The organism is Streptomyces sp. NPDC058308, from assembly GCF_042880275.1.
Lineage (GTDB): Bacteria > Actinomycetota > Actinomycetes > Streptomycetales > Streptomycetaceae > Streptomyces.
In genome coordinates this window covers 69,614-95,261 of the sequence record NZ_JBHVZA010000021.1, presented here as the reverse complement: position 1 = coordinate 95,261, position 25,648 = coordinate 69,614, and the positions used below count along the sequence as shown (strand labels likewise).

Annotated in this window: 16 protein-coding genes; 12 read left to right on the top strand and 4 right to left on the bottom strand. The window is 72.3% G+C overall.

Annotated features, from left to right (window positions below; genetic code table 11):
• Positions 1-25 precede the first annotated feature (25 nt).
• The 8 genes from ACFVYL_RS26415 (at position 26) to ACFVYL_RS26380 (ending at position 6,717) form a co-directional block, all read left to right on the top strand.
• Positions 26-1,201 (top strand): MCE family protein, encoded by a 1,176-nt coding sequence (locus ACFVYL_RS26415; RefSeq protein WP_389720103.1) that lies wholly within the window; start codon positions 26-28, stop codon positions 1,199-1,201.
• Positions 1,198-2,367, top strand: coding sequence for an MlaD family protein (locus tag ACFVYL_RS26410; protein WP_389719989.1), 1,170 nt, complete (start codon positions 1,198-1,200; stop codon positions 2,365-2,367). Before ACFVYL_RS26415 ends, ACFVYL_RS26410 begins: the two co-directional genes overlap by 4 nt.
• Positions 2,367-3,578: an MlaD family protein gene (locus ACFVYL_RS26405; RefSeq protein WP_389719988.1), complete on the top strand. Its 1,212-nt coding sequence runs from the start codon at positions 2,367-2,369 to the stop codon at positions 3,576-3,578. The genes ACFVYL_RS26410 and ACFVYL_RS26405 overlap by 1 nt, the downstream gene beginning before the upstream one ends.
• The gene (locus ACFVYL_RS26400; RefSeq protein WP_389719987.1) at positions 3,575-4,072 is read left to right on the top strand and encodes a hypothetical protein; all 498 of its coding nucleotides are present in this window, start codon (positions 3,575-3,577) and stop codon (positions 4,070-4,072) included. Before ACFVYL_RS26405 ends, ACFVYL_RS26400 begins: the two co-directional genes overlap by 4 nt.
• A 27-nt stretch (positions 4,073-4,099) precedes the next feature.
• Positions 4,100-4,831, top strand: a complete 732-nt coding sequence (locus ACFVYL_RS26395) for a hypothetical protein (RefSeq protein WP_389719985.1) — start codon at positions 4,100-4,102, stop codon at positions 4,829-4,831.
• Between the two features lie 11 nt (positions 4,832-4,842).
• Positions 4,843-5,388 carry a hypothetical protein gene (locus ACFVYL_RS26390; RefSeq protein WP_389719984.1) on the top strand — a complete coding sequence of 182 codons (546 nt, stop codon included), beginning with the start codon at positions 4,843-4,845 and terminating at the stop codon, positions 5,386-5,388.
• An 11-nt stretch (positions 5,389-5,399) separates the two neighbouring features.
• The gene (locus ACFVYL_RS26385; protein ID WP_389719983.1) at positions 5,400-6,053 is read left to right on the top strand and encodes a hypothetical protein; all 654 of its coding nucleotides are present in this window, start codon (positions 5,400-5,402) and stop codon (positions 6,051-6,053) included.
• A gap of 85 nt (positions 6,054-6,138) precedes the next feature.
• Positions 6,139-6,717 carry a hypothetical protein gene (locus ACFVYL_RS26380; RefSeq protein WP_389719982.1) on the top strand — a complete coding sequence of 193 codons (579 nt, stop codon included), beginning with the start codon at positions 6,139-6,141 and terminating at the stop codon, positions 6,715-6,717.
• A 1-nt stretch (position 6,718) separates the two neighbouring features.
• On the opposite strand, the gene ACFVYL_RS26375 is transcribed toward ACFVYL_RS26380, so the two are convergent.
• Together ACFVYL_RS26375 and ACFVYL_RS26370 are read right to left on the bottom strand one after the other, a co-directional pair.
• Positions 6,719-7,855, bottom strand: a complete 1,137-nt coding sequence (locus tag ACFVYL_RS26375; protein WP_389719981.1) for a DUF6801 domain-containing protein — start codon at positions 7,853-7,855, stop codon at positions 6,719-6,721.
• A 149-nt stretch (positions 7,856-8,004) separates the two neighbouring features.
• Complete coding sequence (locus ACFVYL_RS26370) at positions 8,005-9,216, bottom strand: DUF6801 domain-containing protein (RefSeq protein ID WP_389719980.1); 1,212 nt, start codon at positions 9,214-9,216, stop codon at positions 8,005-8,007.
• Positions 9,217-9,725: 509 nt separating this feature from the next.
• On the opposite strand from ACFVYL_RS26370, the gene ACFVYL_RS26365 reads away from it, so the two are divergent.
• Positions 9,726-10,676, top strand: a complete 951-nt coding sequence (locus tag ACFVYL_RS26365; RefSeq protein ID WP_389719979.1) for a DUF6801 domain-containing protein — start codon at positions 9,726-9,728, stop codon at positions 10,674-10,676.
• A gap of 209 nt (positions 10,677-10,885) precedes the next feature.
• On the opposite strand, the gene ACFVYL_RS26360 is transcribed toward ACFVYL_RS26365, so the two are convergent.
• On the bottom strand, positions 10,886-11,917 hold the full coding sequence (locus ACFVYL_RS26360; RefSeq protein ID WP_389719978.1) for a WxL protein peptidoglycan domain-containing protein: 1,032 nt from the start codon (positions 11,915-11,917) through the stop codon (positions 10,886-10,888).
• Positions 11,918-12,076: 159 nt separating this feature from the next.
• Entirely contained in the window at positions 12,077-13,216 is a 1,140-nt protein-coding gene (locus tag ACFVYL_RS26355; protein WP_389719976.1) for a DUF6801 domain-containing protein, read from the bottom strand.
• Positions 13,217-13,650: 434 nt separating this feature from the next.
• On the opposite strand from ACFVYL_RS26355, the gene ACFVYL_RS26350 reads away from it, so the two are divergent.
• The 3 genes from ACFVYL_RS26350 to ACFVYL_RS26340 are packed head-to-tail and all read left to right on the top strand — an operon-like array spanning position 13,651 to position 25,587.
• The gene (locus ACFVYL_RS26350) at positions 13,651-20,766 is read left to right on the top strand and encodes an SDR family NAD(P)-dependent oxidoreductase (RefSeq protein ID WP_389719975.1); all 7,116 of its coding nucleotides are present in this window, start codon (positions 13,651-13,653) and stop codon (positions 20,764-20,766) included.
• Between the two features lie 7 nt (positions 20,767-20,773).
• A complete protein-coding gene (locus ACFVYL_RS26345; protein WP_389719974.1) occupies positions 20,774-25,282 on the top strand; it encodes a beta-ketoacyl synthase N-terminal-like domain-containing protein in 4,509 nt (1,502 codons plus the stop codon).
• Positions 25,279-25,587 carry an acyl carrier protein gene (locus tag ACFVYL_RS26340; protein WP_389719973.1) on the top strand — a complete coding sequence of 103 codons (309 nt, stop codon included), beginning with the start codon at positions 25,279-25,281 and terminating at the stop codon, positions 25,585-25,587. The genes ACFVYL_RS26345 and ACFVYL_RS26340 overlap by 4 nt, the downstream gene beginning before the upstream one ends.
• The last annotated feature ends 61 nt before the right edge of the window (positions 25,588-25,648 follow it).

Sequence of the window (25,648 nt, the reverse complement as noted above, 5' to 3'; positions counted from 1 at the left end):
ACGAGAGCCGGCCCGCACACGTGTGATGGCCACACGTGTGCTGGCCCGCACACGAGCGTCGGCACGCGGACACGCACGCGTAATTGTCCTCGTCATCGTCGTGACGCTGCTCGTGGCGGGCGGGCTCGTCGGCGTGACGGCTCTGGCACGCGGCGGCGACGGCAAGCACATCACCGCCTACTTCGACCGGGCCGTCGCCGTGCACGAAGGATCCGACCTCAGGGTGCTCGGGGTCCGCGTCGGCAGAGTCGACGAGATCCGGCCCGAGGGCAGGCAGGTGAGGGTGCGGCTCACCCTCGACGAAGGGGTGAAGGTGCCCGCCCGGGTCCAGGCCGTCGTGGTGGCCCCCAGTGTGGTGTCCGGGCGGTTCGTCCAGCTCGCTCCCGCCTACGGAGGAGGCCCGCAGATCCGCGACGGCGCCGTCATCAAGGCGGAGCACACGGCGACCCCCGTCGAGGTCGACGAGCTCCTCAAGAGCCTGACCGACATGAGCGACGCCCTCGGCCCCAAGGGCGCGAACAAGGACGGCGCACTCGCCGGGCTCGTCAAGGCAGGCGCGGAGAACCTCGACGGCAACGGCAAGGACATCGGCGACACCATTCACCAGCTGGGCGGCGCGTCCGCCGTCCTCAACGGGAACAGCGGTGACGTCGTCCGGACGGTCGAACAGCTCCAGCAGTTCATCAGCATGCTCAAGCGCAAGGACGGCCAAGTGCGCCGCGCCGTCACCCAGTTGTCGGACGTCGCGAGCTTCCTCGCCGACGACAAGGACGACCTGGCCGCCGCCCTCAAACAGTTGGGCAAGGCCCTCGGCCAGGTCAAGGGCTTCATCAGCGACAACCGGGGCCGGCTCAAGTCGAACGTCGACAAGCTGGCGGGCCTCACCCGGTCCGTCGTCGACCAGCGGGCCTCGGTCGCCGAGGCCCTGGACGTGCTGCCACTGGCCGCGGCCAACCTTGAACGGGCCTACAACCCGCGCACCCGCACCATCGACGGCCGCGCCAACATCAACGAACTCGCCGGGGCGTCGGGGACCGGGGTGACAGGCGCGGGGACCACGGACACCGGGGTACGCGGCGCCGCCGCCGACCGTCTCGTCGCCCTCCCGCACAGGCAGGCCAAGAACCTGCCTGCCCTGCCCTTGCCGCCGGTCGGCAGCGTGTACGGCGCGCGGGACAGCGCCGGGGGAGGCCGACGATGAAGCGCCGCACCGCACGCGTCGCACTGGGTCTCTCCCTATCCGTGACCCTCGTGGGCCTCGCCCTGGGCGTCGGCGGCCTCCCGGACTTCGACGGTCTGCAGGACCTGCCGCTGCCCGGCGGGGCCGACCTCGGCGGCCATCCGTACGAGATCACCGCGGAATTCCGGGACGTCGTGAGTCTCTTCCCGCACTCCGCGGTCAAGGTCAATGACGTCGACGTCGGCCGCGTGACCCGGATCGGCCTCGCCGCCGACGGCTGGGCCGCCCGCGTCACCCTCAAGGTCAACGGCGACGTACGACTTCCTGCCAACGCCTACGCCAACCTGGAGCAGTCAAGCGTTCTCGGCGAGAAGTACGTCCAGCTCACGGCCCCCGAGGACATGAGGGCCCGCCCCGACCTCCAGGAGACCAGGACCGGCACCGAGGCGGCCTACGCGCGCAACCGGGGCCGGTTGCGCGACGGGGCCGTGATCCCGGTGGCCCGCACCAACCGCAACCCCGAGATCGAGGAGGTCTTCGGCGCCCTGTCGATGGTGCTCAACGGCGGTGGCGTACAGCAGATCCGGACCATCTCCAGCGAACTCAACAAGGCGCTCGGCGGCAACGAAGGCCAAGTCCGCTCCGTGCTGCGGCAGATCAACACCACCGCGAAGAGTCTCGACAAGAACAAGAAGCACATCACCGCCGCCCTCGACGGCATGAACCGGCTCTCCACGACCCTGGCCACCCGCGACCGCAAGATCGGCGGCATCCTGCGGGACCTGCCGCCGGGCCTGAAGGTCCTCAGTGACCAGCGCTCGTCCCTCGTCTCCATGCTGCGCGCCCTGGACTCGCTCTCCGAGGTCGCGGTGAACACCGTCGACCGCACGAAGAACGACCTCGTGGCCGACCTCAAGGCGCTGGGCCCGGTCCTGCGGAACCTCGCCGACTCGGGCGCCGACCTGCCGGAATCGCTGCAGGCGATGTTCACCTATCCGTTCACGGACGAGGTGCTGACCGGGGTGAAGGGGGATTACCTCAACGTCTATCTGAAGATCGCGGCGGCCCCCGGCACGGAGATCGTGCCACCGGTCCGTGGCGCTGGTGGCGGTGCCGGTGGTGGCGGTGCCGCTCGCTCCTCCCTGCCGCTGCCCGCGGTCACCGGAACGTCAGGAGGCGACTCCTAGTGCTCACCCTCTCCACCCACCTCAAGAACATCGCCTTTCTCGTTCTCGGCGCGCTGGTCCTCGCTCACATCGCGACGACGTACGCGGATCTCGGGCGGTACGTGGGCGCCCGCGACTACTACACGGTCAAGGTCGAACTCGCCGAGGCCGGCGGCCTGTTCAGCCACGGAAACGTCACGTACCGGGGCGTCGACGTCGGCCGCGTGGAATCCGTCGAGCTGACCGACGACGGGGTCGAGGCCCGTATCCGCATCAAGGAATCGGCGCCGAAGATCCCCGCCGACCTGGAGGCGAAGGTCGCCAACCTCTCGGCGGTCGGCGAGCAGTACCTGGATCTGAGTCCGCGCACCGACGACGCGCCCTATCTCGCCGAAGGGTCGGTCGTCCCCCGAGGGGCCACACGGACGCCCGCGCCGGTCACCGACGTACTGACCAGCGTCGACCGGCTCGCCTCCTCGGTGGACACCGCCGCACTGCGCACGGTCGTCGACGAGCTCGGCAGGAGTTTCGAGGGGCGCGGGCAGGACCTGCAGATCCTCATCGACACGGGCAGCGAATTCATCCGGGCGGCAGACAAGGCGCTGCCCGCCACCACCGGACTCCTCATCGACGGCGAGACGGTCCTGCGCACCCAGAACGAGCGGGCCGACGCCCTGAAGTCCTTCGCGAGCGGAGCCGCCGAACTGGCCGAGCAGCTCAAGAAGTCCGACCCCGACCTGCGCCGCCTCGTCGCCCGGACCCCGGACGCGGCAACCGAGTTCACCGCGCTGCTTCGCGACACCGACCCGGGCCTCGGCGTCGTGCTCGCCAACCTCGTCACCACCTCCGAACTACTGGTGACCCGCCAACGTGGCATCCGCGAACTGATGGTGCGCATCCCGCGAGTCGCCTCAGCGGGAGCGACCGCCATCGGCCCCGACGGAGTCCGCTTCGGCATGGTCACCACCTTCTTCAAGCCGCTGCCCTGCACGGCCGGATACGGCGGCACCACCTACCGCAACGGCCTCGACACCTCACCGGCCCCCGCCAACACCGAGGCGGCCTGCACGGCGGCACCCGGAGGCGGTCAGAACGTACGCGGCTCGGCGAACGCACCGCGCGGCGGCGTGCCGTCCCCCGCCCGGCCCGGATCGGACTGGCTCGCGCGGAGCGAGACCCCGTCCGACAGCCCGAACGGTCTGGCCGAACTGCTCGGGATGGGGGAGTCATGAGGCGACGGTGGACGTGGACGGCCGCGCTTGTTCTGGGCGCACTCTTCTGCGGCTTCTCGGGATGGACGTACGCGCGGACGCGTGGCGACGACGATCTCGCGTACGCCCGCGACCGGTCCACCGCACTGGACGCGGCCCGCAAGCACATCGCGGTGCTCAACACCATGGACGGCAAGGACGTACGGGCCTCGCTGCGCGCCTGGACACAGGTGGCGGACGGGCCGCTCGCGGACGAGCTGCGGCGCACCGGAGACGACAGTGCCAAGGCCCTCGAAGAGGAGGGCACCAGCACCCGCGCCACGGTCACCGACGCGGCGGTCGTCGCCCTCGACACCCGGTCGGGCACGGCGAAGGTCATCGCCACCGTCCGCGTCGAGGTGACCGAACGCACCGGAAGATCCACCACCGACCGCAAACGCTTCGAGGCGAGCCTCGACAAGGGGGCGGGCTGGAAACTCAGCTCGCTGACGGCGATACCGGCCGGGACGCAATAGGGGGCGCGGCGGAATGAGGGAACGCGGATGAGTGCAGGACTGAGACCCCGGCGCGGGGCGGCGACGGATGCTGTCGGGACAGGCGACACCGTCGAAACAGGCGATGCTCATGGGGCTGAAGGTGCGCACGGATTAGAGGGTGCGCATGGGGCAGAGGGTGCGCTCGGGGTAGACGATGCCGTCGAGGCAGACGCGTCTGTCCGAAGCGGCGGTGACGCGGAGGACGACGCGGATACGGAAGCGACGCCCGCCTCCCGCCGCCGCCCGGGTGTCCGCACTCCGCTCGGCCTCCTCCTCGCCGCGCTGCTCCTGACCGGCGGCGGGCTCCTGGCCCTCAGCGACCGTGCCGAGGACACACCGGCCGCCGCCAACCGCGCGCTGACCGACAGCGAGCGGACCCGCCGGGTCGTCGGAGACGTCAGCGACGCACTCGCCGCGGTCTTCACCTACACGCCCAAGGACCTGGCCACCACCGAGCGACGCGCACGCGATGTGCTGCGGGGCGAGGCGGCCGAGGACTACCGGGCCCTGTTCGGCAGGCTCCGGGGGAAAGTCAGGGCGCAAAGACTGTCGCTCACCACGCAGGTGGTCCGTGCCGGAGTCGTCGAACTCGCCGACGACCGTGCGCGGTTGCTCGTCTTCCTCGACCAGCGGGCCGAGCGCGAGGGCGCCAGGGCGACGACCGCTGCCGCCCAGCTCTCGGTCACCGCGCGCCTGGCCGGCGGTCACTGGACGGTCACCGACATCAAGGCCCGTTAGCGGAGGCGGACATGGCACGTACGACATCGCGGGAGCGTACGAGACTCTCGCTCATCGCCACGGCGGCGGCCGTCGCCCTGGGCTTCGCCGGCTGGACGGGCTCGTCCTGGTACGCGGCGGCCCACGACGACTCCGCGCGATTCGCGGAGACCCGCGACGAGGTTCTCGCGGCGGGCGAGCAGGCCGTACTCAACATGAACACCCTCGACCACCGGGATCTGGAGCACGGACTCGACACCTGGGAGCGGTCCGCCACCGGAAGTCTCCTCGAAGAACTGCGCAAGGGCAGAAGCGAGTTCGAGAAGCAGGTGCGCAACGCGCGCACGGTCACCAAGGCCGAGGTGCTGTCCGGCGCTGTCACCGAACTGGATGCGAGAGAAGGCCGGGCAGGGGTCCTCATCGCGATGCGGATCACCGTCGACCCGCCGAAGAAGAAGCCGAGCAGCAAGGAGAGCCGACTGCTCGGTGAACTCACCCGCACCGGTGAGGGCTGGAAGCTGAGCGGGCTCGGCCAGGCCCCCGCGGGCGAAGCGCCCACCGATACTCCGTCCGACTGAGGGGCCTTTCCATGTCGACGACACGTCATGTGGTCAACAGGCAGCGGCGGTTGGCCGCGGCCGAGAGCCGCAGGGCGGCACCCGCGCCCGCGCCGCGAGCCCCGCGACCGAAGCCCCGGAAACGGCCCGCCCGAACCGTGCGCAGGTCCGTCCCCCGGCCCCTGCTGCTCGCGCTGCTTGCCCTGCTCGCCGTACTCGCGACGGCCTTCGCGGTCCTCGCCCACGTCCGGGCCGAAGACCTGCGCGACGCGCCCGCCCTGCGCAACGCGGCACTCACCGACACGGCCCGCACCAGCGATGTGAAGGGCACGGTCGGCCAGGCCGTCGACGCGGTCTTCTCCTACGACCACACGGACCCGGCCCGTACCGATAAGGCCGCGGACAAGTACCTCACCGGCAAGGCGGTCGGCCAGCACCGGGAGATGCTCGCGCCGCTCCGTGCCCAGGGAGCCCGGCAGAAGCTCGTCCTCACCACCACCGTCACGCACAGCGGGGTCGAGGCCATCGACGGTGGCAGGGCCCGGGTCCTGGTCTTCGCCGATCAGAGCAACACCAGTACGGCCAAGGGGGGTTCGGCCTCCCGGGCGGCAGCCATGTTCGCCGTTGACGTGGTCCACCGGGGCGGGTCCTGGCGGATCGCGAACATCGACACGTTCAGCCGATGAAGCAGAGCCAGACATGGATGAAGCAGAACCAGAGACGAAGCAGTGCCAGAGACGAAGCAATGCCAGAGACGAAGGAGAGCCGGACATGAAGAGCACGAGACAGAAGCGGCGCACCGCCGCGCTCCTGTCCGCCACCCTCGGGGTCGCGGCCGCGGCGATGATGTCGGGGTGCAGTTCGCGCGTCGACGACGGCCCGCAGGTCGACTGGGCCTCGGACGTCTGCGACAGCGTGCAGGACGTCGGGGCCGAGCTGACGCTTCCCGCCTCGGATCACAAGGACGCCAAGAAGTACCACGCGGAGGTCGTCACCTTCATGGACGCGCTCGACCGGCAACTCGGCGCCCTGGACGGCAAGATGCGCAAGGACGGCGCGCCACCCGTGAAGGGCGGCGACGCCGCGTACAAGAAGGCACTCGCGAACCTGCGCGGCGCCCGCAGCAAGCTCGCCGGCACCACCGCCGAGCTCAAGAAGGCCGATGTCACCGATGAGAAGTCGCTGAAGGCGGCATTGCAGAAGGCGGCCGAGGGCATGGAGCGGGCGGGCGCGTACCAGGGCCCCGCCCAGGACTTCCGCGCCGACCCCGCGCTCAAGCGGGCCTTCGACAAGGCGCCGGAGTGCTCGGGCCTGAACGGCGCCGGGCACTCGGCGGCATCGGCCGGCTGAGCTACTTCTCGTAGGTGAGGTCCATGTCGATGGTGTTGCCGGGGCCCGCGGTGAAGGCGCTGATGACGTCGTTGAGAGCGCCGCAGCCCGTGAGAGCGGGCAGGGTGTACGTGCCCTTGAGCTTGCCGCCCTTGTAGGGCTCGAAGCGGCCCTCGCCGACGAGGTCGATCCTGGCGGGTTCGACGGTCGTGCAGTTCGGCCCGCCGCCGATGGGCAGGCCGAACGCCCTCACGCCGGTGAGCTTGACGTGCGTCTCGGAGTGCGATGTGAGGCTGCCCGCCGTATCGACGGCTCCCGTCGTACGGGCGGTCTGCTCGAAGGCGACGTCCGCGGTCGTGGGCAGGAAGCCGAGCAGGGTGAAGCGGGCCGTGGTCGGTTCGAGCCGCAGGTCGGCGTCGAAGGTGCCCTTGTCCAGGTCGTAGCGGGTGTCCAGGGCGCCCGCCAGCGGAAAGCCGCCGTTGCCCGCCTTGATGGACGAGCTGCCCAAGATGCCGAAGCCGAGCGGCACCGGTTCTCCCCCGGGGTCCGTCGGCGCCGGTTCCACCTGGATGGTGTGCAGGGTCTTGTTCTGGTCGGCCGGGTCGAGGGTGCACTCGGTCTCGAAGGTGTCGAGCGCGGTCTTGTCGCCCGCCGCGTCCCGCGGGGTCATGGTGAGGAGCAGGCTGTCGACGTCGATCCGTACGGCGCCGGGCTGCCGGAACGTCAGGGGTGGGGTGTGGCCGGTCGCGGTCACGTCGAAGGCGGCGGGCGGGTCCGGCAGGGGCGTCTTCCCGATGGTGTTGTCGATGCCGATGTTCAGCGGCCCCTCCGGCATGTGAACGGTGACGCCGGCCGTGGCGGCCCCTTCGAGGGTGACGCCGCCGACCGTCCGCAGGGCGGCTGCCGCGGCCTTGCTGACCTTGGCCACCGAGACGACCTCGGAGGCCGGGATCCGCGCGCCGACCCGCACCTTGTCCGGCAGGTCCGTCTTGATCACGACGGTGAGCGGATCGTCCTCCATGATCGGGAACACACACTTGTACGTCTGCGTGAGGGGTGCCGGTTCCGCGGCGGCCGACGGGCCGGAGCTGAAGCCGGTCAGCACGGCGAGCAGCACTCCGGCGGAGGCGATGCGCAGCGGTATGTCGCGCGATCTCAACACTGTCTCTCCAAGTCCTGGAAGTTCTGAAGTTCTGAAGTTCTGAGGTCCTGAATTCCTGGAAGTGGTGCAAGTCCTGGGGGGAACGGGACGGCCCCCCGCCTGGAGTGGCGGGGGGCCGGGTCGGGATGCGGACTCACCACGGGGGGCTAGCTCTTGTAGGTGAGGTCCATGTCGATGGTGTTGCCGGGGCCTGCGGTGAAGGCGCTGATGATGTCGTTGAGGCCGCCGCAGCCCTTGAGAGCGGGCAGGGTGTACGTGCCCTTCAGCTTGCCGCCCTTGTAGGGCTGGAAGCGGCCCTCGCTGGCGAGGTCGATCTTGGCGGGCCCGCTGGTCCTGCAGTCGGGGCCACCGCCGATGGGAATGCCGAAGACGTTGACGCTCCCGAGCTTGACGGCCATCTCGGAGTGCGACTTCAGGGCACCGGCGGTGTCCAGCGTTCCGTTGGTCTTGCCGGCCTGCTCGAAGGCGATGTCCGCGGTCGTGGGCAGGAAGCCCATGATGGTGAACTGGCCCTTGGTCGGGTCGAGCTTCAGGTCCGCGTCGAAGGTCCCCTTGCTCAGGTCGTAGCGGGTGTCGATGCCGCCGGAGAGCGCGGCGTTGCCGTTGGCGGCCTTGATGAACGACGTGCCCTTGATGCCGAAGTTGAGCTTCACCGGCTCGTCACCCGGCGGGTCGGTGGGGGGATCGGTGGGCGGGTCGGTCGGTGGGTCGGTGGGCGGATCCGTCGGCGGGTCGGTCGGCGGGTCCGTGGGATCCGTGCCGCCGCCGTTGATGGTCATCGTGTGGAGGGTGGTGGGCTGACCCGCGTCCATGGTGCAGCTGGCGGTGAACTCGTCGCCGTTCGGCGGCAGTTGGACCGGCTTGCCGTCCGCGTCCCGGGCGATCATGTTGTGCAGTTTCAGGCCCGTCACGTCGAACTTGGCCGTGCCCTCCTTCTCCCAGGTCAGCAGGGAACCGGGCGACTTGCCGCTGGCGATGACGGTGAACGCGGCCGCCGGGCTGGGGATGTTGGCCTTGGCGACGGTGTTGACGACCTTGATGGGCAGGTTGCCGCCGCCGCCCGGCAGCGTCACGTTCACATCGGCGGTCGCCTTGCCCTCCAGCGTGACCGCGCCGAGCACGCCGAGGCCTTGGGCGGCCCGCGAACTGACCTTGGTGACGGCCTTGATGTCGTACTCGGGGACGGTCTCGCCCACCTTCATGGTGGCGGGCATGTCGGCCGTGATCTCGACCTCGATCGGATCGTTGTTGATGATCGGGAACTTGCAGGTGTACTTCTGTGCGAGCTTCACCGGGTCGGCGGAGGCGGAACCGCCGCCCAGGCCGACCAGGCCGGCGACGAGGCCGGCGGCCGCCACCGTGCTCAGGGCAGTGCGTGCCCTGACTTGTCTCTTGTGCGCTCCCATGAGCTACCTCTCGGGCTACGTGAATGGGCACGAACGAACGTCGGTGCCACCTCTGCGATTCCGGACTCGCCGGCCCAGCCGTCCAAGGAAATCGGAGATGCGAAATGTTCCGCCGCGAGGGAGTTTTCCTGCCGAAATTCCACAGGTGATACGGCGGTGTTTCGAATACGCAAACTACTGATGGGTAGCTGGGGGGTCAAGGTCTGTTCCGCCCTGATGGTGAAAGGCGGTCGACCGGCCGAGGTTTTGTGGCGGTGGTGAGCATGCGATGGTGCGTGGATGACAAATTGCGCGCCCCGCCACGTCGCGCTGTGCCGATCGGGTTGACGGGATCCCTTCCTGTCAGTACTCATTTCTCGATTGCGCCCATTCTCGGACAGGCCACACAGGGAGACCGCATGGGGAACCGCAGAGGAGAGCAACCAGGGAAAACCACGGCCAGGTTGGCACGGGGGTCGGCCTTGACCGGGGTTGCCGCGGTGTTCCTCGCGCTGGCCGGCGGGGGTGGCAGCGCTTCGGCCGAGCCGGTGTCGCTCACGCAGAAATACACGTGCAAGTTCCCGATCATCAACAACGACGCCATCGAAGCCGCGATCACCACGGACATGCCCGCCACCATGAAGGTGGGCGAGACCGTCCCCGAGTACGACATCAAGGCCGTCACCAAGGTCAGCTCGCGAGCCGCCCAAGGCCTCGGCGTGCTCGGCGCGGTGACGCTGGAGGGCAAGGCCACGGCGGATGTCGTCGTCACCCAGCCCGGCGGCGACGGCACGCTGCCCATCAAGGTCGTCAACACCGTCGCCAGGGCCGACATCCCCGATCCTCCGGCCGCTTTCGAGGTGACGGCGACGGGCAAATCGCCCGGCGGGCTGCTGACCTGGGGCAAGGCGGGTGAAGCGGCCTTCGATGTGAAGGGCCTGAAACTGCACAACATGATCGCCCGGGACGCGGCGGGAAAGCCGGTGAAACTGCCGCCCAATGGCGACGAGTTCACCGCGGAGTGCACCCTCGACGCGGGCCAGAAGACGCTGCTGCACAAGATGACGATCACGGGTGGCGGCGGTACGGACCCGACCGATCCGCCCACGGACCCGCCCACCGATCCGCCGACCGACCCTCCCACGGACCCCCCGACGGATCCGCCGACGGATCAGCCCGCCGACCCCACCGACCCCACCGACCCGGCCGACTCCGGCATTCCGGCGACCGGCGGCGGGACCACGACCGGCGGATCCGGCGGCCCCGGCGCCCAGTTGGACACGGAGGTGACCGGCGGCTCGGGCAGCCTCGCCTCGACCGGCCTGCCCGGCATCGGCCTGTTGCTGGCGGCGGCCGGCGGCCTCGGCACCGCGGGCGTAGTGGCCTTCCACTATCTGCCGCGGCGCTTGCGGAAGGACGAGGAAACCGCCTGAGTCCGCTGCCGCGCGGCGCCCGGGAATCCGCGTTCCCGGGGGCACTCCCCGCCGTACGGCGGCGCAGCGGGCCCGGAGCAGCGTCGGCGCTCCGGGCCCGCGGTCGTGCCGTCATACGTTGCCGTAATACGCGCCGTAAGACGACGTGCCGTAAGACGACGTGCCGTAATACGTGCCGTAAGAGGCGAGTCGTCGCCGAGTCGTACGGTTCAACTCCCCGCAGCGGTACGGGCTCTGCGGCGCCGCACCACCACGCCCACGGCCAGGAGCACCACCACAAGGGGGAACATCGCGAGCACGCCCCAGTTCACCGTGCGATACGCCGTGCTCGCACTCTCGACCAGTTCGCCGCCCTTGTCGCTCGCGGTCAGTTCGACGCTGCCCCAGTCCAGCGGTGGCGGCGCGGCCCACTTCTGGGTGATCCGCACCCGCTGGCCCGGCATCAGCTCGGCCGGCAACGTATTGCCCGCGCTGTCGAAGGACGTCCGGCCGAACAGACCCTCGGCCTTGAGGTCGACTCTCGGCGCCAGCAGCACGTTTCCGCTGTTGACAAGGGTGTACGTGACGGTGGCGTCCTTGCCGAGGCCGGGCAGCACGGGGACCTCGTAGTCGAACCGGACGTCCTGGACGCGCAGGCCGGGCGTCCGCTCACCCTTGACCTGGAGATAGATCCGGGCACCGACCGCCTGGCGGATGCCGACGCCGGTGCCCTTGGCGCGGGCGACCCGCTTGTCCAGGGCGATGACGGCTCCTGGGTGGTCGCCGGGCGGGGCGGTGCGGGGGAGGTCCACGGTGAAGGGGACCGTCACCCTGCCGTTGGCCGGGACGGTGACCTCCGAGCGTTCCAGGTGGGTCCACACTCCGACGGACCGCTGCTTCGCGGTGGGCTCGCGGACCGCGAAGCCGCCGTCGCGCGGGGTGTTGTAGGCGTCGGCGGCGTAGAGCAGAAAGGTCACCGGCTCCTTGGCGAGATTGGAGACGGTGACCTTGTCGTGCACGGCGCGGCCGGGGTCGGCCTTCATCCGGAAGTACGCCCGGTGCTTCCCGTCCTTGGCCGCCCGCTCGCCGGACTCGCCGGACTTGGCGGACGCGGCGGCGGGAAAGACGGACCAGCGTCCGTTGTCGGCGGCGTACGCGCCCGGTGGTGGGCTCGCGGTGAGCAGGCCGGACGCCAGGGTCAGGGCGGTGACGAGTACGGCGGCAGGTCTGCGATGCGCGAGCAGTGCGCGGACGGGTTTCATGCGGCCCCCGAAGCGAGGTGGACGGCGGGAAGGGAAAGGGGAAGGGGAAGGCGGAGCAGCGCGCGAGAGGCGCACGCGCCAGAGCGCGAGAGGTGGACCGGCCGTCGCACAACGGCCGGTCCACCGGTCAGGGCATGGGATCAGGTCAGCGTCCTGGGATCAGGTCAGCGTCAGCGTGAGCACGGCCGCGTAATCACCGGCGGCCGCGGTCTTCGGCACGTCGAGCGCGAGACCCGCGCCGACCGTGAACTCGCCGCCGGTCCGCGCCGCGTCGGGCGCGCTCGCGAGCGTGGCGCCCACCGTGCCGACCGGTCCTTGGGTGCCCGGCACGCAGGTGCTGGCCGATCCGGCCGCCGTCGCGCAGGACGGCGTCCAGGCGAGCTTGTCCGCTCCGATGCTGCCGGCGCCGCCCGTGAAGTCGGTGACCTTCCCGGTGAGCGACCAGCCGGTGGCGCCGTTACGGGCGTCCTTGACGGTCACCTTCTGCAGATCGCCGGTCGAGCTGCCGCCCGCGCCCTCCTCGACCGGGGAGAGCGCGACGGTGTCGCCCGCCTGGGCCATGGTGAGCTGACCGCCGCCCTGCTTGGGCGTGACCTTGGTGTGCACGTTCTGCTTGCCGGTCGTGGGGTCGGGGCCAGGGCCCGGGCCGGGGCCGTCGCCCTGGATCTCCATCGTGTGCAGCAGCGTCGCCTGCCCCGCGTCGAGCGTGCAGGTGGCGTCGAACTCGTCGCCGAACGGCGGGAGTTGGACCGGCGCGCCCGCCGAGTCCCGGGCGATCATGTTGTGCAGCTTCAGGCCCTTCACATCGAACTTCGCGGTGCCGGGCTTGGCCCACGTCAGCAGGGAGCCGGGCGACTTCCCGCTGGCGTTGACGTCGAAGGCGGCCGCCGGGTTGGGGATGTTGGTCTTGGCGACGGTGTTGACGACCTTGATGGGCAGCGTGCCGTCGCCGCCGGGCAGCGTGACGACCACGTCCGCCGTGGCCTTGCCCTCCAGGGTCACCGCGCCCATGACGCCGAGGCCCTGGGCCGCTCGCGCGCCGACCTTGGTGACGGCCTTGATGTCGTACTCGGGCACCGTCTCGCCCACCTTCATGGAGGTGGGCATGTCCGAGGAGATGTGGATCTCGATCGGGTCGTTGTTGATGATCGGGAACTTGCAGGTGTACTTCTGGTCCAGCCGAACCGGACCGGCGGCGGCTGTGCCTGCCGTCAGGGTGACCAGCCCGGCCACAAGGCCTGTGGCCGCGACCGTACACAGGGCGCGACGCGTCCTGGTTCTCTTTCGCTGAGCTCTCATCAGCTGCCTCTCGTACCGCGTGAAGGAGCAGAACGGTGAAGGGGAAATGGCCGTACTTGTCGTTGTCCTCGCCAGTTACGGCCCTGTTTTGGATTCGTAAACTACTGACGGGTAGTTGGGCGGTCAAGATGTGGATTACCAGCGGAATCCAGTTGCCCGTATTCGGGGACGGCTTCATCACCAGGTGAGCAGAGAGACGCCGGGATTCATACGCCGTTGCCAAAAAACGCGAAGTGGTTCCGGATGACAAGTGCTCCCGACTCCGTACTCACCGCACAACAGAACTTCCTTGTGCGGCGAAACATCCCTTGACCTGTTTCTCGGAACGCCGCTAACTTCCGCTCTCGACTCGTTTTCCCATTCAACGTAAATGCCTGCATCGCCGAGCGGTCGGAGTTCTGGTGCTGTTTTCTGAGGAAAGCCTGGACGCAGTCATGGGGGTGAGCCCTTTCGGCCGCCCGGACGCCCGTCTGGTGAGCGCGGTGTGCCGGGCCGGCGGTCTCGGCATGCTCGACCTCGGGACCGGCGACCGGCACGCACGCGAGGAACTCGCCCGGCTCTGCCGCTGGGAACCCGACCGCTTCGGGGTGCGGGTGGGAGAGCGCTGCGCCCTGCGCCCCGGCGACCTGGACACGACATCGGCCGGGCGCCCGCACACCGTACTGCTCGGTGTGGACTCCGCCTGGCTGCCGGGCGAACTCGGCAACTACTACTCCGTGTTGGTCGAGGTCACCACGCGCGATGAAGCCGTGCGGGCGGTCGCCGACGGGGCCGATGGCCTGGTCGCGCGCGGCAGCGAGAGTGGCGGACGCGTCGGCGACCTCAGTACGTTCGTCCTGCTGCAGCAGCTTCTCGCCGACCCCGATGTGCCGCTGCCCGTCTGGGCGTGCGGCGGCATCGGCCCCCGTACCGCCGCGGCCGCCGTGCTCGGCGGCGCGAACGGGGTCGTCCTCGACACCCAGCTGGCCCTGCTCGCCGAATCCGGCCTGCCCGAACGGGACCGGGCCGCGCTGGAGGGGATGGACGGCACGGGGACGGTCGTCGTCGACGGCAGACGGATCCTGCGCCGACGGGGCGTGCCGCGGGAAGCGGCGAGTGAGCCAAGGGACGGCGATACCCGCGATACCCGCGAGTCCCGCGATACTTGCGACACCCGTGGCATCCACGGCGGCACCCGCGACGCCCTCGGTGAAGAGCGCGCGCTACCCGTCGGTGAGGACGGATTCCTGGCCGCCCGTTTCGCCGCACGGTGGGGGACGGCGTCGAAGGCTGTACGGGGGATACGTACCGCCATCGCACAAGTGGTGGCCCCCGTGCCCCCGCCCCCGTCGGCAGGCGTCGAAGGCGTCGAACTCCCCCTCGCTCAGGGGCCGATGACCAGGGTGAGTGACCGGCCGGAGTTCGCCGCGGCCGTCGCCGAGGAGGGCGGGCTGCCGTTCCTGGCGCTGGCTCTCGCGGACGGCGAACAGGCCCGCGCCCTCCTCACCGCCACCCGTGCCGCGCTGGGCGAGCGCCCCTGGGGCGTCGGCATTCTCGGCTTCGCCGACGAGAGGGTCCGCGAGGCCCAGCTCGTGGCGGTACGGGAGGTCCGGCCGAGCCACGCCGTCATCGCGGGCGGCAGACCCGGACAGGCCGCCGAACTGGAGGCCGCCGGTATCCGGACCTTCCTGCACGTCCCGTCGGCGGGGCTGCTGCGGCAGTACCTGGAAGCGGGCGCCCGCAGGTTCGTCTTCGAGGGCTCCGAGTGCGGCGGCCATGTAGGGCCCCTCGCCTCCTTCCCGCTGTGGGAAGCGCAATTGGCGGTCCTGGAGGACTACGCGGCCGACCATCCCGACGGGCTCGCGCAGACCCAGGTGATGTTCGCCGGCGGCATCCACGACGCGCGGTCATCGGCGATGGTCACGGCCCTCGCCGCCCCGCTCGCCGCGCAGGGCATGGCGGTCGGCGTCCTCATGGGCACCGCGTACCTCTTCACCGAGGAGGCGGTCGCCCTCGGCGCCGTGCAGCCGCGCTTCCAGGAGCAGCTCGCCGCGGCCCGGACGACCGCTCTCCTGCGGACCGCGCCCGGCCATGCCACCCGGTGCGTGCCGAGCCCCTTCACCGCGGATTTCGCCACCGAGGAGAGGAGGCTGCGGGGTCAGGGTCTCGCACCGGAGCGGATATGGGCGGAGCTGGAACGCCTGAACCTGGGCCGGCTGCGGATCGCGGCCAAGGGCGTGGAGCGCCGCGACGGTGAACTGGCCCCCGCGGACGAGCAGCGGCAGCTGGCCGCAGGAATGTTCATGGCCGGGCAGGTGTCCCTGCTGCGCACGCGACCGACCACGATCCGCGCGCTGCACCTTGAAGTCGGGCCCGGGGCGCGGCAGTTCCTCGCCGAGCAGAGAGCCCTTCAGCGACCCCGGTTCGCGCCCCCGGCGCCGACGGCTGTCGCCGCACCCGAGCCGCTGGACGTCGCGGTCGTCGGCATGGCCTGCATGTTCCCCCAGGCGGACGGCCTCGACGCCTACTGGGCGCAGATCCTGGCCGGGACCGACGCGGTCACCGAGGTCCCCGCCGACCGCTGGGACCCGGCTGTGTACTACGACGGTGGCGCCGATGCCGATGCCGATGGCGGTGGCGGCACCGGTACCGGTGGGCAAGGCTCACCCTCGCGATGGGGCGGTTTCCTGCCCCGTATCCCCTTCGACCCCCTGTCCTACGGCATTCCGCCCGCCTCGCTCGGCGCCATCGAGCCCGTTCAGCTGCTCGCCCTCGAAGCGGCCCGCCGCGCACTCGACGACGCCGGGTACGCGGACCGGGCCTTCGACCGCTCCCGCGCGTCGGTCGTGTTCGGCGCGGAAGCGGGCAGCGATCTCGCGCACGCGACCACCCTGCGCACCGTCCTGCCCTCCTACCTCGACTCCGTGCCCGAGGCCCTGTCCGCCCAACTGCCGCGCCTCACCGAGGACTCCTTCCCCGGCATGCTCGCCAACGTCATCTCCGGCCGCATCGCCAACCGCCTCGACCTCGGCGGCGCCAACTACACGGTCGACGCGGCCTGCGCCTCCTCGCTCGCCGCCGTGGACGTCGCCTGCAAGGAGCTCGTCCAGGGCGCCAGCGACCTGGTGCTGTGCGGCGGCGCCGATCTGCACAACGGCATCAACGACTACCTGCTCTTCTCCTCGGTGGGCGCCCTGTCTCCGACCGGCCGCTGTCGCACCTTCGACGCGGACGCCGACGGCATCGCGCTCGGGGAGGGCGTGGCCTGCGTGGTGCTCAAGCGGCTCACCGACGCCGAACGCGACGGCGACCGCGTCTACGCCGTGATCAGGGGAGTGGGCCGCTCCAGCGACGGCCGCGCCCTCGGCCTCACCGCGCCCGGTCCCACGGGCCAGCGCCTCGCCCTGGAACGCGCCTATGCCCAGGCCCGTGTCTCACCGGCCGAGGTCGGCCTCGTCGAGGCCCACGGAACCGGCACCGTGGTCGGCGACCGCACCGAACTGACCGTGCTCACCGAGGTGTTCGCGCAGGCGGGCGCCCGTGCGGGTGCCTGTGCGCTCGGCTCCGTGAAGTCCCAGATCGGGCACACCAAGTGCGCCGCGGGCCTGGCCGGTCTGATCAAGACGGCCCTGGCCCTGCACACCGGTGTGCTGCCGCCCACCCGGCAGCTCACCCGGCCCAATCCGGCCTGGGACCCGCACTCCAGCCCTTTCGCCTTCCACACCGTCGCTCGTCCCTGGGCGGCCGAACCCGCCGAACGACGCGCCGGGGTCAGCGCCTTCGGATTCGGCGGCACCAACTTCCACGTGGTCCTGCGCGCTCACGAAGGCGGCGCGCCTCCCGCCCACGGGTACGCCCACTGGCCCGCGGAACTGTTCACCTTCCACGGCGACGACCATGAAGGAGCCGCCCGCGAGGTAGGGCTGCTGCTCGACCTGATGGACCGGAAGCCCGGCCCACCGCGGCTGCGGGACCTCGCGGCCGCCACCGCCCGGCGAGCCGCGCGGCGCACCGGGCCGGTGCGCATCGCCGTGGTCGCCACCGACCCGCACGGCCTGCCCGTACTGCTGCGCCGAGCCGTGGCCGGCGAACACGACCCGGCGGCCGGGATCTTCCTCGCCGACGCGTACGCCGACGCCGACGCGTACGCCGACGCCGACGCGTACGCCGATGCGGACGCGAGCGTGCATACGGAGAACCGGATCGCCTTCCTCTTCCCCGGCCAGGGCAGCCAGCGCCCCGGCATGAGCGGCGACCTGTTCATCGCCTTCCCCGAGGTCCAGCAGCACCTCCGCCGCGCCTCCGCCTGCGTACCCGCGCTCTATCCGCCCACCGGCTTCACCTCCGACGCCGACGAACGGCAGCGCGCCGGGCTCACCGACACCCGCAATGCCCAACCGGCCCTGGGCATTGCGGGGCTCGCCACCGCCGATCTGCTCGCCCGCGCCGGGGTACGGCCGCACATGGCCGCCGGGCACTCCTACGGCGAACTCGTGGCCCTGTGCGTGGCGGGCGCCCTCACTCCGGACGCCCTGATCGCGCTGAGCGCCCGCCGTGCCGAGGCCATGCTCGACGCGGCGGGCGACGTCCCCGGCGCCATGGCCGCGATCGGGGCGGGCGCGGTCCCGATCCTGGACGCCCTGCGCTCCGCGGGGCTGGCGGACCAGGTGGTCCTCGCCAACCTCAACGCCCCGGCCCAGAGCGTCGTCTCCGGACCGGCCGACGCGGTGCGGGACGCGGTGACCGCGCTGCGCGACGCCGGTCACAGCGCCAAGCTGCTGCCCGTCGCCTGCGCCTTCCACAGCTCGCTTCTCGCGGGCGCGGGACCGGCGTTCGCCGTCGACCTGGCCGAAGTCGCCGTGGGCATACCGGAGTTCGACGTGTGGGCCAACGCCACCGCGGCGCCCTACCCGGTCTCGCCCGAGGCGATCCGGGACGGGCTCGCCGAGCAGATCGCTTCACCCGTACGGTTCGCCGAGCAGATCGAGGCGATGTACGCGGCCGGGGCACGGATCTTCGTCGAGGCGGGCCCCGGCACCGTACTGAGCACACTCGTCGGCCGGATCCTGGGCGACCGCCCGCACCACGCGATCCCCACCGAGCCACAGGCCGGGGCCGGACTGCCCGGCTTCCTCGCCGCCCTCGCCCGGCTCGCGGTCGCGGGCGTGCCCGTGGCCACCGGGTGGCTGTTCCACGGGCGTGCCACGACCGGCACCGAGCCGTCCGCACCCGCCCGGCCCGCCGCCTGGACCGTCGACGGCCACCTCGTCCGGGACGCCTCGGGCGACCCCCTGCCCGGCGCACTGCGTCCGGCCCGACGCATCACTCTGGAGGCCGACGTGACCGGCACGAGCACGCACCACGACGGGGGAGCGGGAGGCCGGGACGCGTTGCTCGCCGACTTCCTCCGGGGGACGCGGGAGCTCGTGGCGGCCCAACGTGACGTACTGCTGGCCCACTTCGGCGCCTCGGCCGCACCCGCTTCTGAGGCCGTGCTCGCCACTCCGGCACGAGACGGCCACGCTGCCCGCCCCGAGGCGGTCCAGCCGGACCCGGAGCCGGACCCGGAGCCGGTGCCGGAGCCGGTGCCGGAGGCGGAACGGCCGCGGCCCGCGACCGGCGCCGATCTGCTCGGCGCCGTCCTGCGGATCATCAGCGACCGCACGGGCTACCCGGCGGACATGATCGAGCCCGACCTCGATCTGGAGGCCGACCTCAGCATCGACTCCATCAAGCGCACCGAGATCGCCGGGGAGCTCGCGGGGCTCCTCGGCGCGGGAGCGGACGCGGTGCGGCTCGACGACGCCGCACTCGAAGCGCTGTCCAGGGCCCGGACGGCGGCAGCGATCACTCAGTGGCTGAGGGCACGGCAGGCGGTACCGGCGGAGGGGGGCGAGGTTCTCGGACTGCCCGAGGAGGGCTGCCTGCCTGAAGCCGGACTGCCTGAGGCCGGATTGCCCGAAGCCTCGGCTCGGGATGACGCGGCTCGGGATGACGCGGCGTCGGCGGCACTCCTGGGGACGGTCCCCAGACGCTATGTCGTCCGACCGGAACCGCTGTCGAGGCCGACCGGGACCACGGCCCTCGACCTGACCGGAAAGCGGTTCGCGGTGCTCGGCGAGGCTCCTGCGGACGCGGGACCGGCTGATACCGCCGGGGCGGATCAGGGCACCGCACGGGCCGACCGGGCCGCACGGGCCGACCGGGCAAGCCGCGTGGCCGCCCTCGTGGTCGCCGGGCTCCGGCAGCGCGGGGCCGACGCCCTACCGCTCGGCCGAGAGCACGTGCTGACCGAGGAATTCGGCGCTCTGGACGGCGTCGTCCACCTCGGCGCGCTGGCGGACGACGCCGGGCCCGTGCTCCCCGCCGGGTTCGCGGGACTCGCCGCAGCGCTGGCGCTTCGCCCCGCCTGGCTGATCGGTGCCTGCCCGGCCTCGGGTGCGGCGGGAGCCGGTCTGGCCGGTCTGTTCCGTACGGCGGCGCGTGAACACTCCGCTACGAACGTCCGGTTGGTGCGCCTGGCGCATCGGCCCCCGGACGCGGACCTCGCCGACGCGCTGGTGGCCGAGCTGTCCGACCCCGGGCCCGAGCCCGTGGTCGATCACAGGCCCGAAGGCCTTTTCGCGCCACGTCCGGAGCCCGTCCCGCTGGGCCCGGCCGCGCAACGCGGCGCGGGACCCGCGGACGACGGTGGAGCCGAGGCCGCGGCCTGCGGGCTCACCTCCGAGTCGGTCGTGGTCCTCGCCGGAGGCGGGCGCGGCATCACCGCCCGCTTCGCCCTGGCCCTCGCCGCCGCCGCACGCTGCCGCGTCGAACTCCTGGGCCGCACCCCGCTGCCCGACACTCCCGAATCCCCGGCCACGGCCGTGGCACGGGACCGCGCCGGGCTGCGGGCGGCGCTCGCCGCCCAGGGCGGCCGCTCCCCGGGCGAGGTCGACCGGGCCGCCGGGCTGATCCTCGCCCAGCGCGAAGTCGCCTCCACCCTCGCCGAGTTGACGCGCCTCGGCTGCCCCGCCCGCTACCACGCCGCCGATCTGCGCGACGCGGACGCCGTCGACCGCGTACTGAAGGAGGTCATGGCCGAGCACGGCAGGATCGACGGCGTCGTCGGCGGCGCGGGCGTCATCGAGGACCGGCTGATGGCCGACAAGGACGCCGCGTCGTTCGACCGCGTGTACGGCACCAAAGTCGACGGGGCCCGCCACCTCCTGGACGCGGCGGCCGCGCTCTCCGAAGGGCGGCAACGCCTGTTCGCCGTCCTGTTCGGCAGCGTCTCCGCCGTGCTCGGCAACCGCGGCCAGTGCGATTACGCCGCCGCCAACGACGCCCTGGAGAGCCTCGGCGCCGACTGGTCGGCCCGCACCGGCCACCGCGCGCTCACCGTGCACTGGGGGCCCTGGGCGCCCGTCGGCGCCCACACCGGCATGGTCACCCCGGAGCTTGGCCGCGACTACGCACGCCGCGGTGTCGGGCTGATCGACCCCGACGAGGGAGTGCTCGCGCTGCTCCGTGAGCTCGCCTGGGGCGACCCGGCGTCGACGTCCGTCGTCCTCACCGCGTCGGGTCTGTGAGGCCGCGATGACGGATGTGGCCATCGTCGGCATGGCGGTCCTGCTGCCCGGCGCCCCCGACCTCGCGGCCTACTGGCAGAACCTCGTCGCCGGAGCCGACGCCATCGCCGAGGCGCCGGGGCACCGCTGGGACGCCGCCCTCTACCCGGAGCGGATCTACTGTCGGCGCGGCGGCTTCGTCGACGAGTTCGCCTCGGTGGACGCCGTCGGTTTCGGCGTGCTGCCGGACTCCGTGCACGGGACCGAACCCGACCAGTTGATCGCCCTCCAGGTCGCCGCCCGCGCGATCGCCGACGCGGGCGGCGAGGAACGCCTCCCCGGGCGCGACCGCGTCGGTGTCGTCCTCGGTCGCGGCGGCTATCTCACCCCGGCCCAGGCCCGCAACGACCAGCGGGTGCGTACGGCCCGGCAACTCCGGCTCACCCTGGGTGAGTTGCTGCCGGAGCTGAGTCCCGCCCGGCTCGCCCGCATCGAGGAGGCCTTCGCCGGGCAGCTGGGCCCCGACCGGCCCGAGGCGGCCATCGGCCTCGTCCCCAACCTCGCCGCGTCGCGCATCGCCAACCGGCTCGACCTGCGGGGACCCGCGTACACGACGGACGCGGCCTGTGCCTCGTCGCTCATCGCCGTCGACCAGGCGGTGGCCGAACTGACCACAGGACGCTGCGACATGATGCTCGCGGGCGGCGTCCACCACTGTCACGACATCACGTTGTGGAGCGTCTTCAGCCGCCTCGGGGCCCTGTCGCGCTCCGAGCGCAGCCGCCCCTTCCACGCCGAGGCCGACGGCATCCTCATCGGTGAGGGCACCGGCATCGTCGTCCTCAAGCGTCTCGCGGACGCGACCCGCGACGGGGACCGTGTCTACGCGGTCGTCCGCGGTACGGGCGTCGCCGCCGACGGCCGCGTCGCGAGCCTGCTCAGCCCCGATCCGGGCGGCCAGGCCCGGGCTGTCCGGCAGGCCTGGCGGGCGGCCGGGCTCGACCCGCGCGCCCCGGGCGCCCTCGGCCTCCTAGAAGCCCACGGCACCGGGACCCCGGCCGGTGACGCGGCCGAACTCGCCACGCTGGCCACGGTGTTCGGGCCGCCGCAGGATCGCTCACCGGACGAGCGGCGCGGCGTCATCGGTTCGGTGAAGTCGATGATCGGCCACACTATGCCGGCCGCAGGCGCCGCGGGCCTCGTCAAGGCCGCCCTGGCCCTGCACCACGCGACGCTCCTTCCCACCCTGCACTGCGAGGACCCGCACCCCGCACTCGCGGCCACCCGCTTCCGGCCGCTGGGCACGGCCCGGCCGTGGGACGCCGAGGTCCGCAGGGCCGCGGTGAACGCCTTCGGCTTCGGCGGCATCAACGCCCACGTCGTCCTCGAACAGGCTCCGCGGCCGCCCGCCGCACCGGCCCGCACCGTCGTCCGTGAAGCGGAACCGGTGCTCCGCCTCACCGCCGAGAGCCCCGGACTCCTCGCCGACCGGCTCGCCGTCCCCGACTCCGCGCTGCGCGACCAGGCGGACACCGAGCCGCTCGCGGGCCGCGTCCGCCTCGCGGTCGTGGCCCCCGACGCCAGACGCCTCGCCCTGGCCCGCCGCGCGGTGGCCAGAGGGCGGGCCTGGCGGGGCAGGGGAGACGTGTGGTTCACCCCGGACCCCCTGCTCACTCCCGAGGCCGGCGGCAGACTCGCGTTCGTCTTCCCCGGTCTCGAAGCGGAGTTCGCGCCCCGGGTCGGCGAGGTCGCCCGGCACTTCGGACTGCCGCTGCCGACGGGGGACGCCACGGTCGTCGGCGACGTCGGACGCCACGGCATCGGCGTGCTCGCCGTCGGCCGGGTCCTTGACGGCGCCCTGCGCGCCCTGGGCATCGAACCCGACGCGGTGGCCGGACACAGCATCGGCGAGTGGTCGGCGATGCTCGCGGGCGGCCTGTACGACGCCGCCACGGCCGACGCCCTCCTCGCGGACTTCGACCCCGACTCCCTCAGCGTCCCCGGCGTCGTGTTCGCCGCACTCGGCACGTCCGCCGAGCAGGTCAGGGCCGTGCTCGGCGCCCGTACCGACGTGGTCCTCTCGCACGACAACGCCCCCGCCCAGTCCATGATCTGCGGCCCGAAGGAAGCGGTCGACGTCCTGGTGCGGGACTTCCGCGAGCGGCGGATCGTCGCCCAGATCCTGCCATTCCGCTCCGGCTTCCACACGCCGATGCTCGCCCCCTATCTGACCCCCCTGACGGCAGGAGTGCACCGCGCCCCCGTGCGCACGCCCCGCATTCCCGTCTGGTCGGGCACCACCGCGGCCCCCTTCCCTCCGGCCGAGGCCGACGTCCGGGCCCTGTTCGTACGCCACCTCCTGGAGCCGGTCCGCTTCCGGCCGCTGATCGACGCGATGTACGCGACCGGGTTCCGGGCCTTCGTGCAGATGGGCACCGGCCGCCTCAGCTCCCTGATCGACGACACCCTGGCGGGCCGCGAGGGTCTGACCGTCGCCGCCGACACGCCCCGCTGCGGCGGGCTCGCCCAACTGCGCCGCGTCGTCGCCGCGCTGTGGGCCGAGGGCAGCCCCCGGGCCGCGCACGCCCCGCTGCCCCGCCGTGCCACCGCCCGGACACCGGTACGCCTCGACCTCGGCGCCGCGTCGGTGTCGCTGCCGTCTGCCGTACGGTCGGAACTGCGCGCGGACCTCCTCGCCGCGCTGGACCGCACCCCGGCGCCCACGCCCGGCCGCCTCGACGCCCTCGCGACCCGTTTCCCCGCGGCGGCCGAACTGCGGTCCGCGCTGGCCGAGACGGCGGACACCGCGGTGGCGCTGTTCACCGCGACTGCGGCACCTGAACGGGCCGCCACCCCGCCGGGGTCGGCATCGCCCGCGGCACCCGGGGCCGCGACGCCGCCCACCGCCCGAACGGAACCGGCCTGCCCCGCAGGAGGAAAGACAGGAGGAAAGACCCGCACACCGCCGGCGGCCACCGAGCCCCGCGACCGCACCCAGCTCGTCATCGGCACCACCGCCATGCCCCACCTCCTCGACCACTGCTTGATCCCGCAGCGCCCCGGCTGGCCCGACCTCTGCGACCGGCACCCGGTCGTCCCCGCGACCACCGTCATCCACCACATGGTGCGGGCCGCCGAGCGAGCCCGCCCCGGCCGCCGGGTCGTCGCGGTGTACGACGTACGGCTGGAGCAGTGGCTCGCGGCCGAACCCGCCACCCGGGTCGAGGTCGTCGTGACGCCCGAACCCGACGAGCGGCTCATGCGGGTGGCGTTCGGGCCGTACGCGCGGGCCGTGCTCGAACTCGCCGACGGCTACCCCGCCCGTCCACCCGCACGCTGGCGCCGGGAGACGGACGAGCGGCCCTGCGCGATCACCGCCGAGGACCTCTACCGGGACCGGTGGATGTTCCACGGCCCCGCCTTCCAGGGGGTCACCGAGCTGACCGGCATCGGCGACCGGCACGTCCGCGGGACCATCGCCGCCCCGGCCGCCCCCGGCGCGCTCCTCGACAACGTCGGCCAGCTGCTCGGCCACTGGATCCTGGCCGAACACACCGAGCGCACCGTCGTCTTCCCCGTACGGATGGACGCCTTCCGCTTCTTCGGCCCGCACCCGGCCCCCGGCACACCCGCCGAGTGCCACGTCCGAGTCACCTCCCTCACCGGCCCCGCACTCACCGCCGACGTACAGCTGAGCGTCGGGGGCACGGTCTGGGCCGAGGTCACCGGCTGGCAGGACCGCCGCTTCGACGTGCCCGGCGCCGACCGGCCCGGCGGCTACCCCGAGCGCCGCACCCTGTCCGAGGCCCGGCCCGGCGGCTGGACGCTGCTCACCGACGCCTGGCCCGACCTGGCCTCGCGCGACCTCGTGATGCGCACCCAACTGGGCGCCGCCGAGCGCGCCGCCTACGAGAAGCACCCGCCGCGCGGCCGCCGCCAGTGGCTGCTCGGCCGGATCGCTGCGAAGGACGCGGTGCGGCACTGGCTGTGGCGGCGGTCCGCGGACGCGGTGTATCCGGCGGAGATCGCCGTCCGCAACGACGCCGAAGGACGGCCGTACGCCGTCGGTGTGCACGGCAGGGAACTGCCTGCCCTCGATCTGTCGCTGGCCCACCGAGCGGAGACCGCCGTCGCACTCGTACGGCCGCACACCGAACGGGAGCACCCCGGCACGGGCGTGGGCATCGACGTCGAGGTCGTCGCCGAGCGGACCGATGCCACCCACCGCACCGCGCTGGACGACCGGGAACGCGCCCTGCTCGCCGGGCTCGGCACGGCTGCCGGCGGTGAGCGCGAGGCCGTGTGGTTCACCCGGTTCTGGGCGGCCAAGGAAGCCGCGGCCAAGGCCGAGGGCCTGGGGCTGCGCGGCCGACCGCGGCGGTTCGCCGTCCGCGGGGTGCGCCCGTACGGACTGATCGTCGAGACGGACCGGCAGCGCCACCACGTGCGCTGCGAACACCTGGGGCCCGCCCCCGCACCCGGAGCTCAGCACAAGGACTACGTCGTGGCCTGGACAGCGAAGGAGAACGACCTGTGAAGACGACCGCGGCGCCGGACGAGCGCCACGTGCTCGGAGAAGTCGCCGAGATGATCACCACGGTGCTCGGCGACTACGCACCGGACGCCGTCGAGATCGGCCCGCACTCCCGCTTCGGCGACGACCTGGAGATGGAGAGCATCGACCTGGTGACCCTCGCCGGCCTGCTCGCCGACCGGTACGGGCCGGACGCCAACTTCGCCGCCTACCTGGCGAGCCTGGAGCTCGACGAGATCATCGCCCTGACCGTGGGCGATCTCGTCGCCTACCTCTGCCGCGCCCTGCGGCCCGGCGCGGGAGGCTGACCGTGGCCAGGGTACGGGCGAACGGCCTCCTCCACCATGTACAGCGGCTTCCCCACGGTTC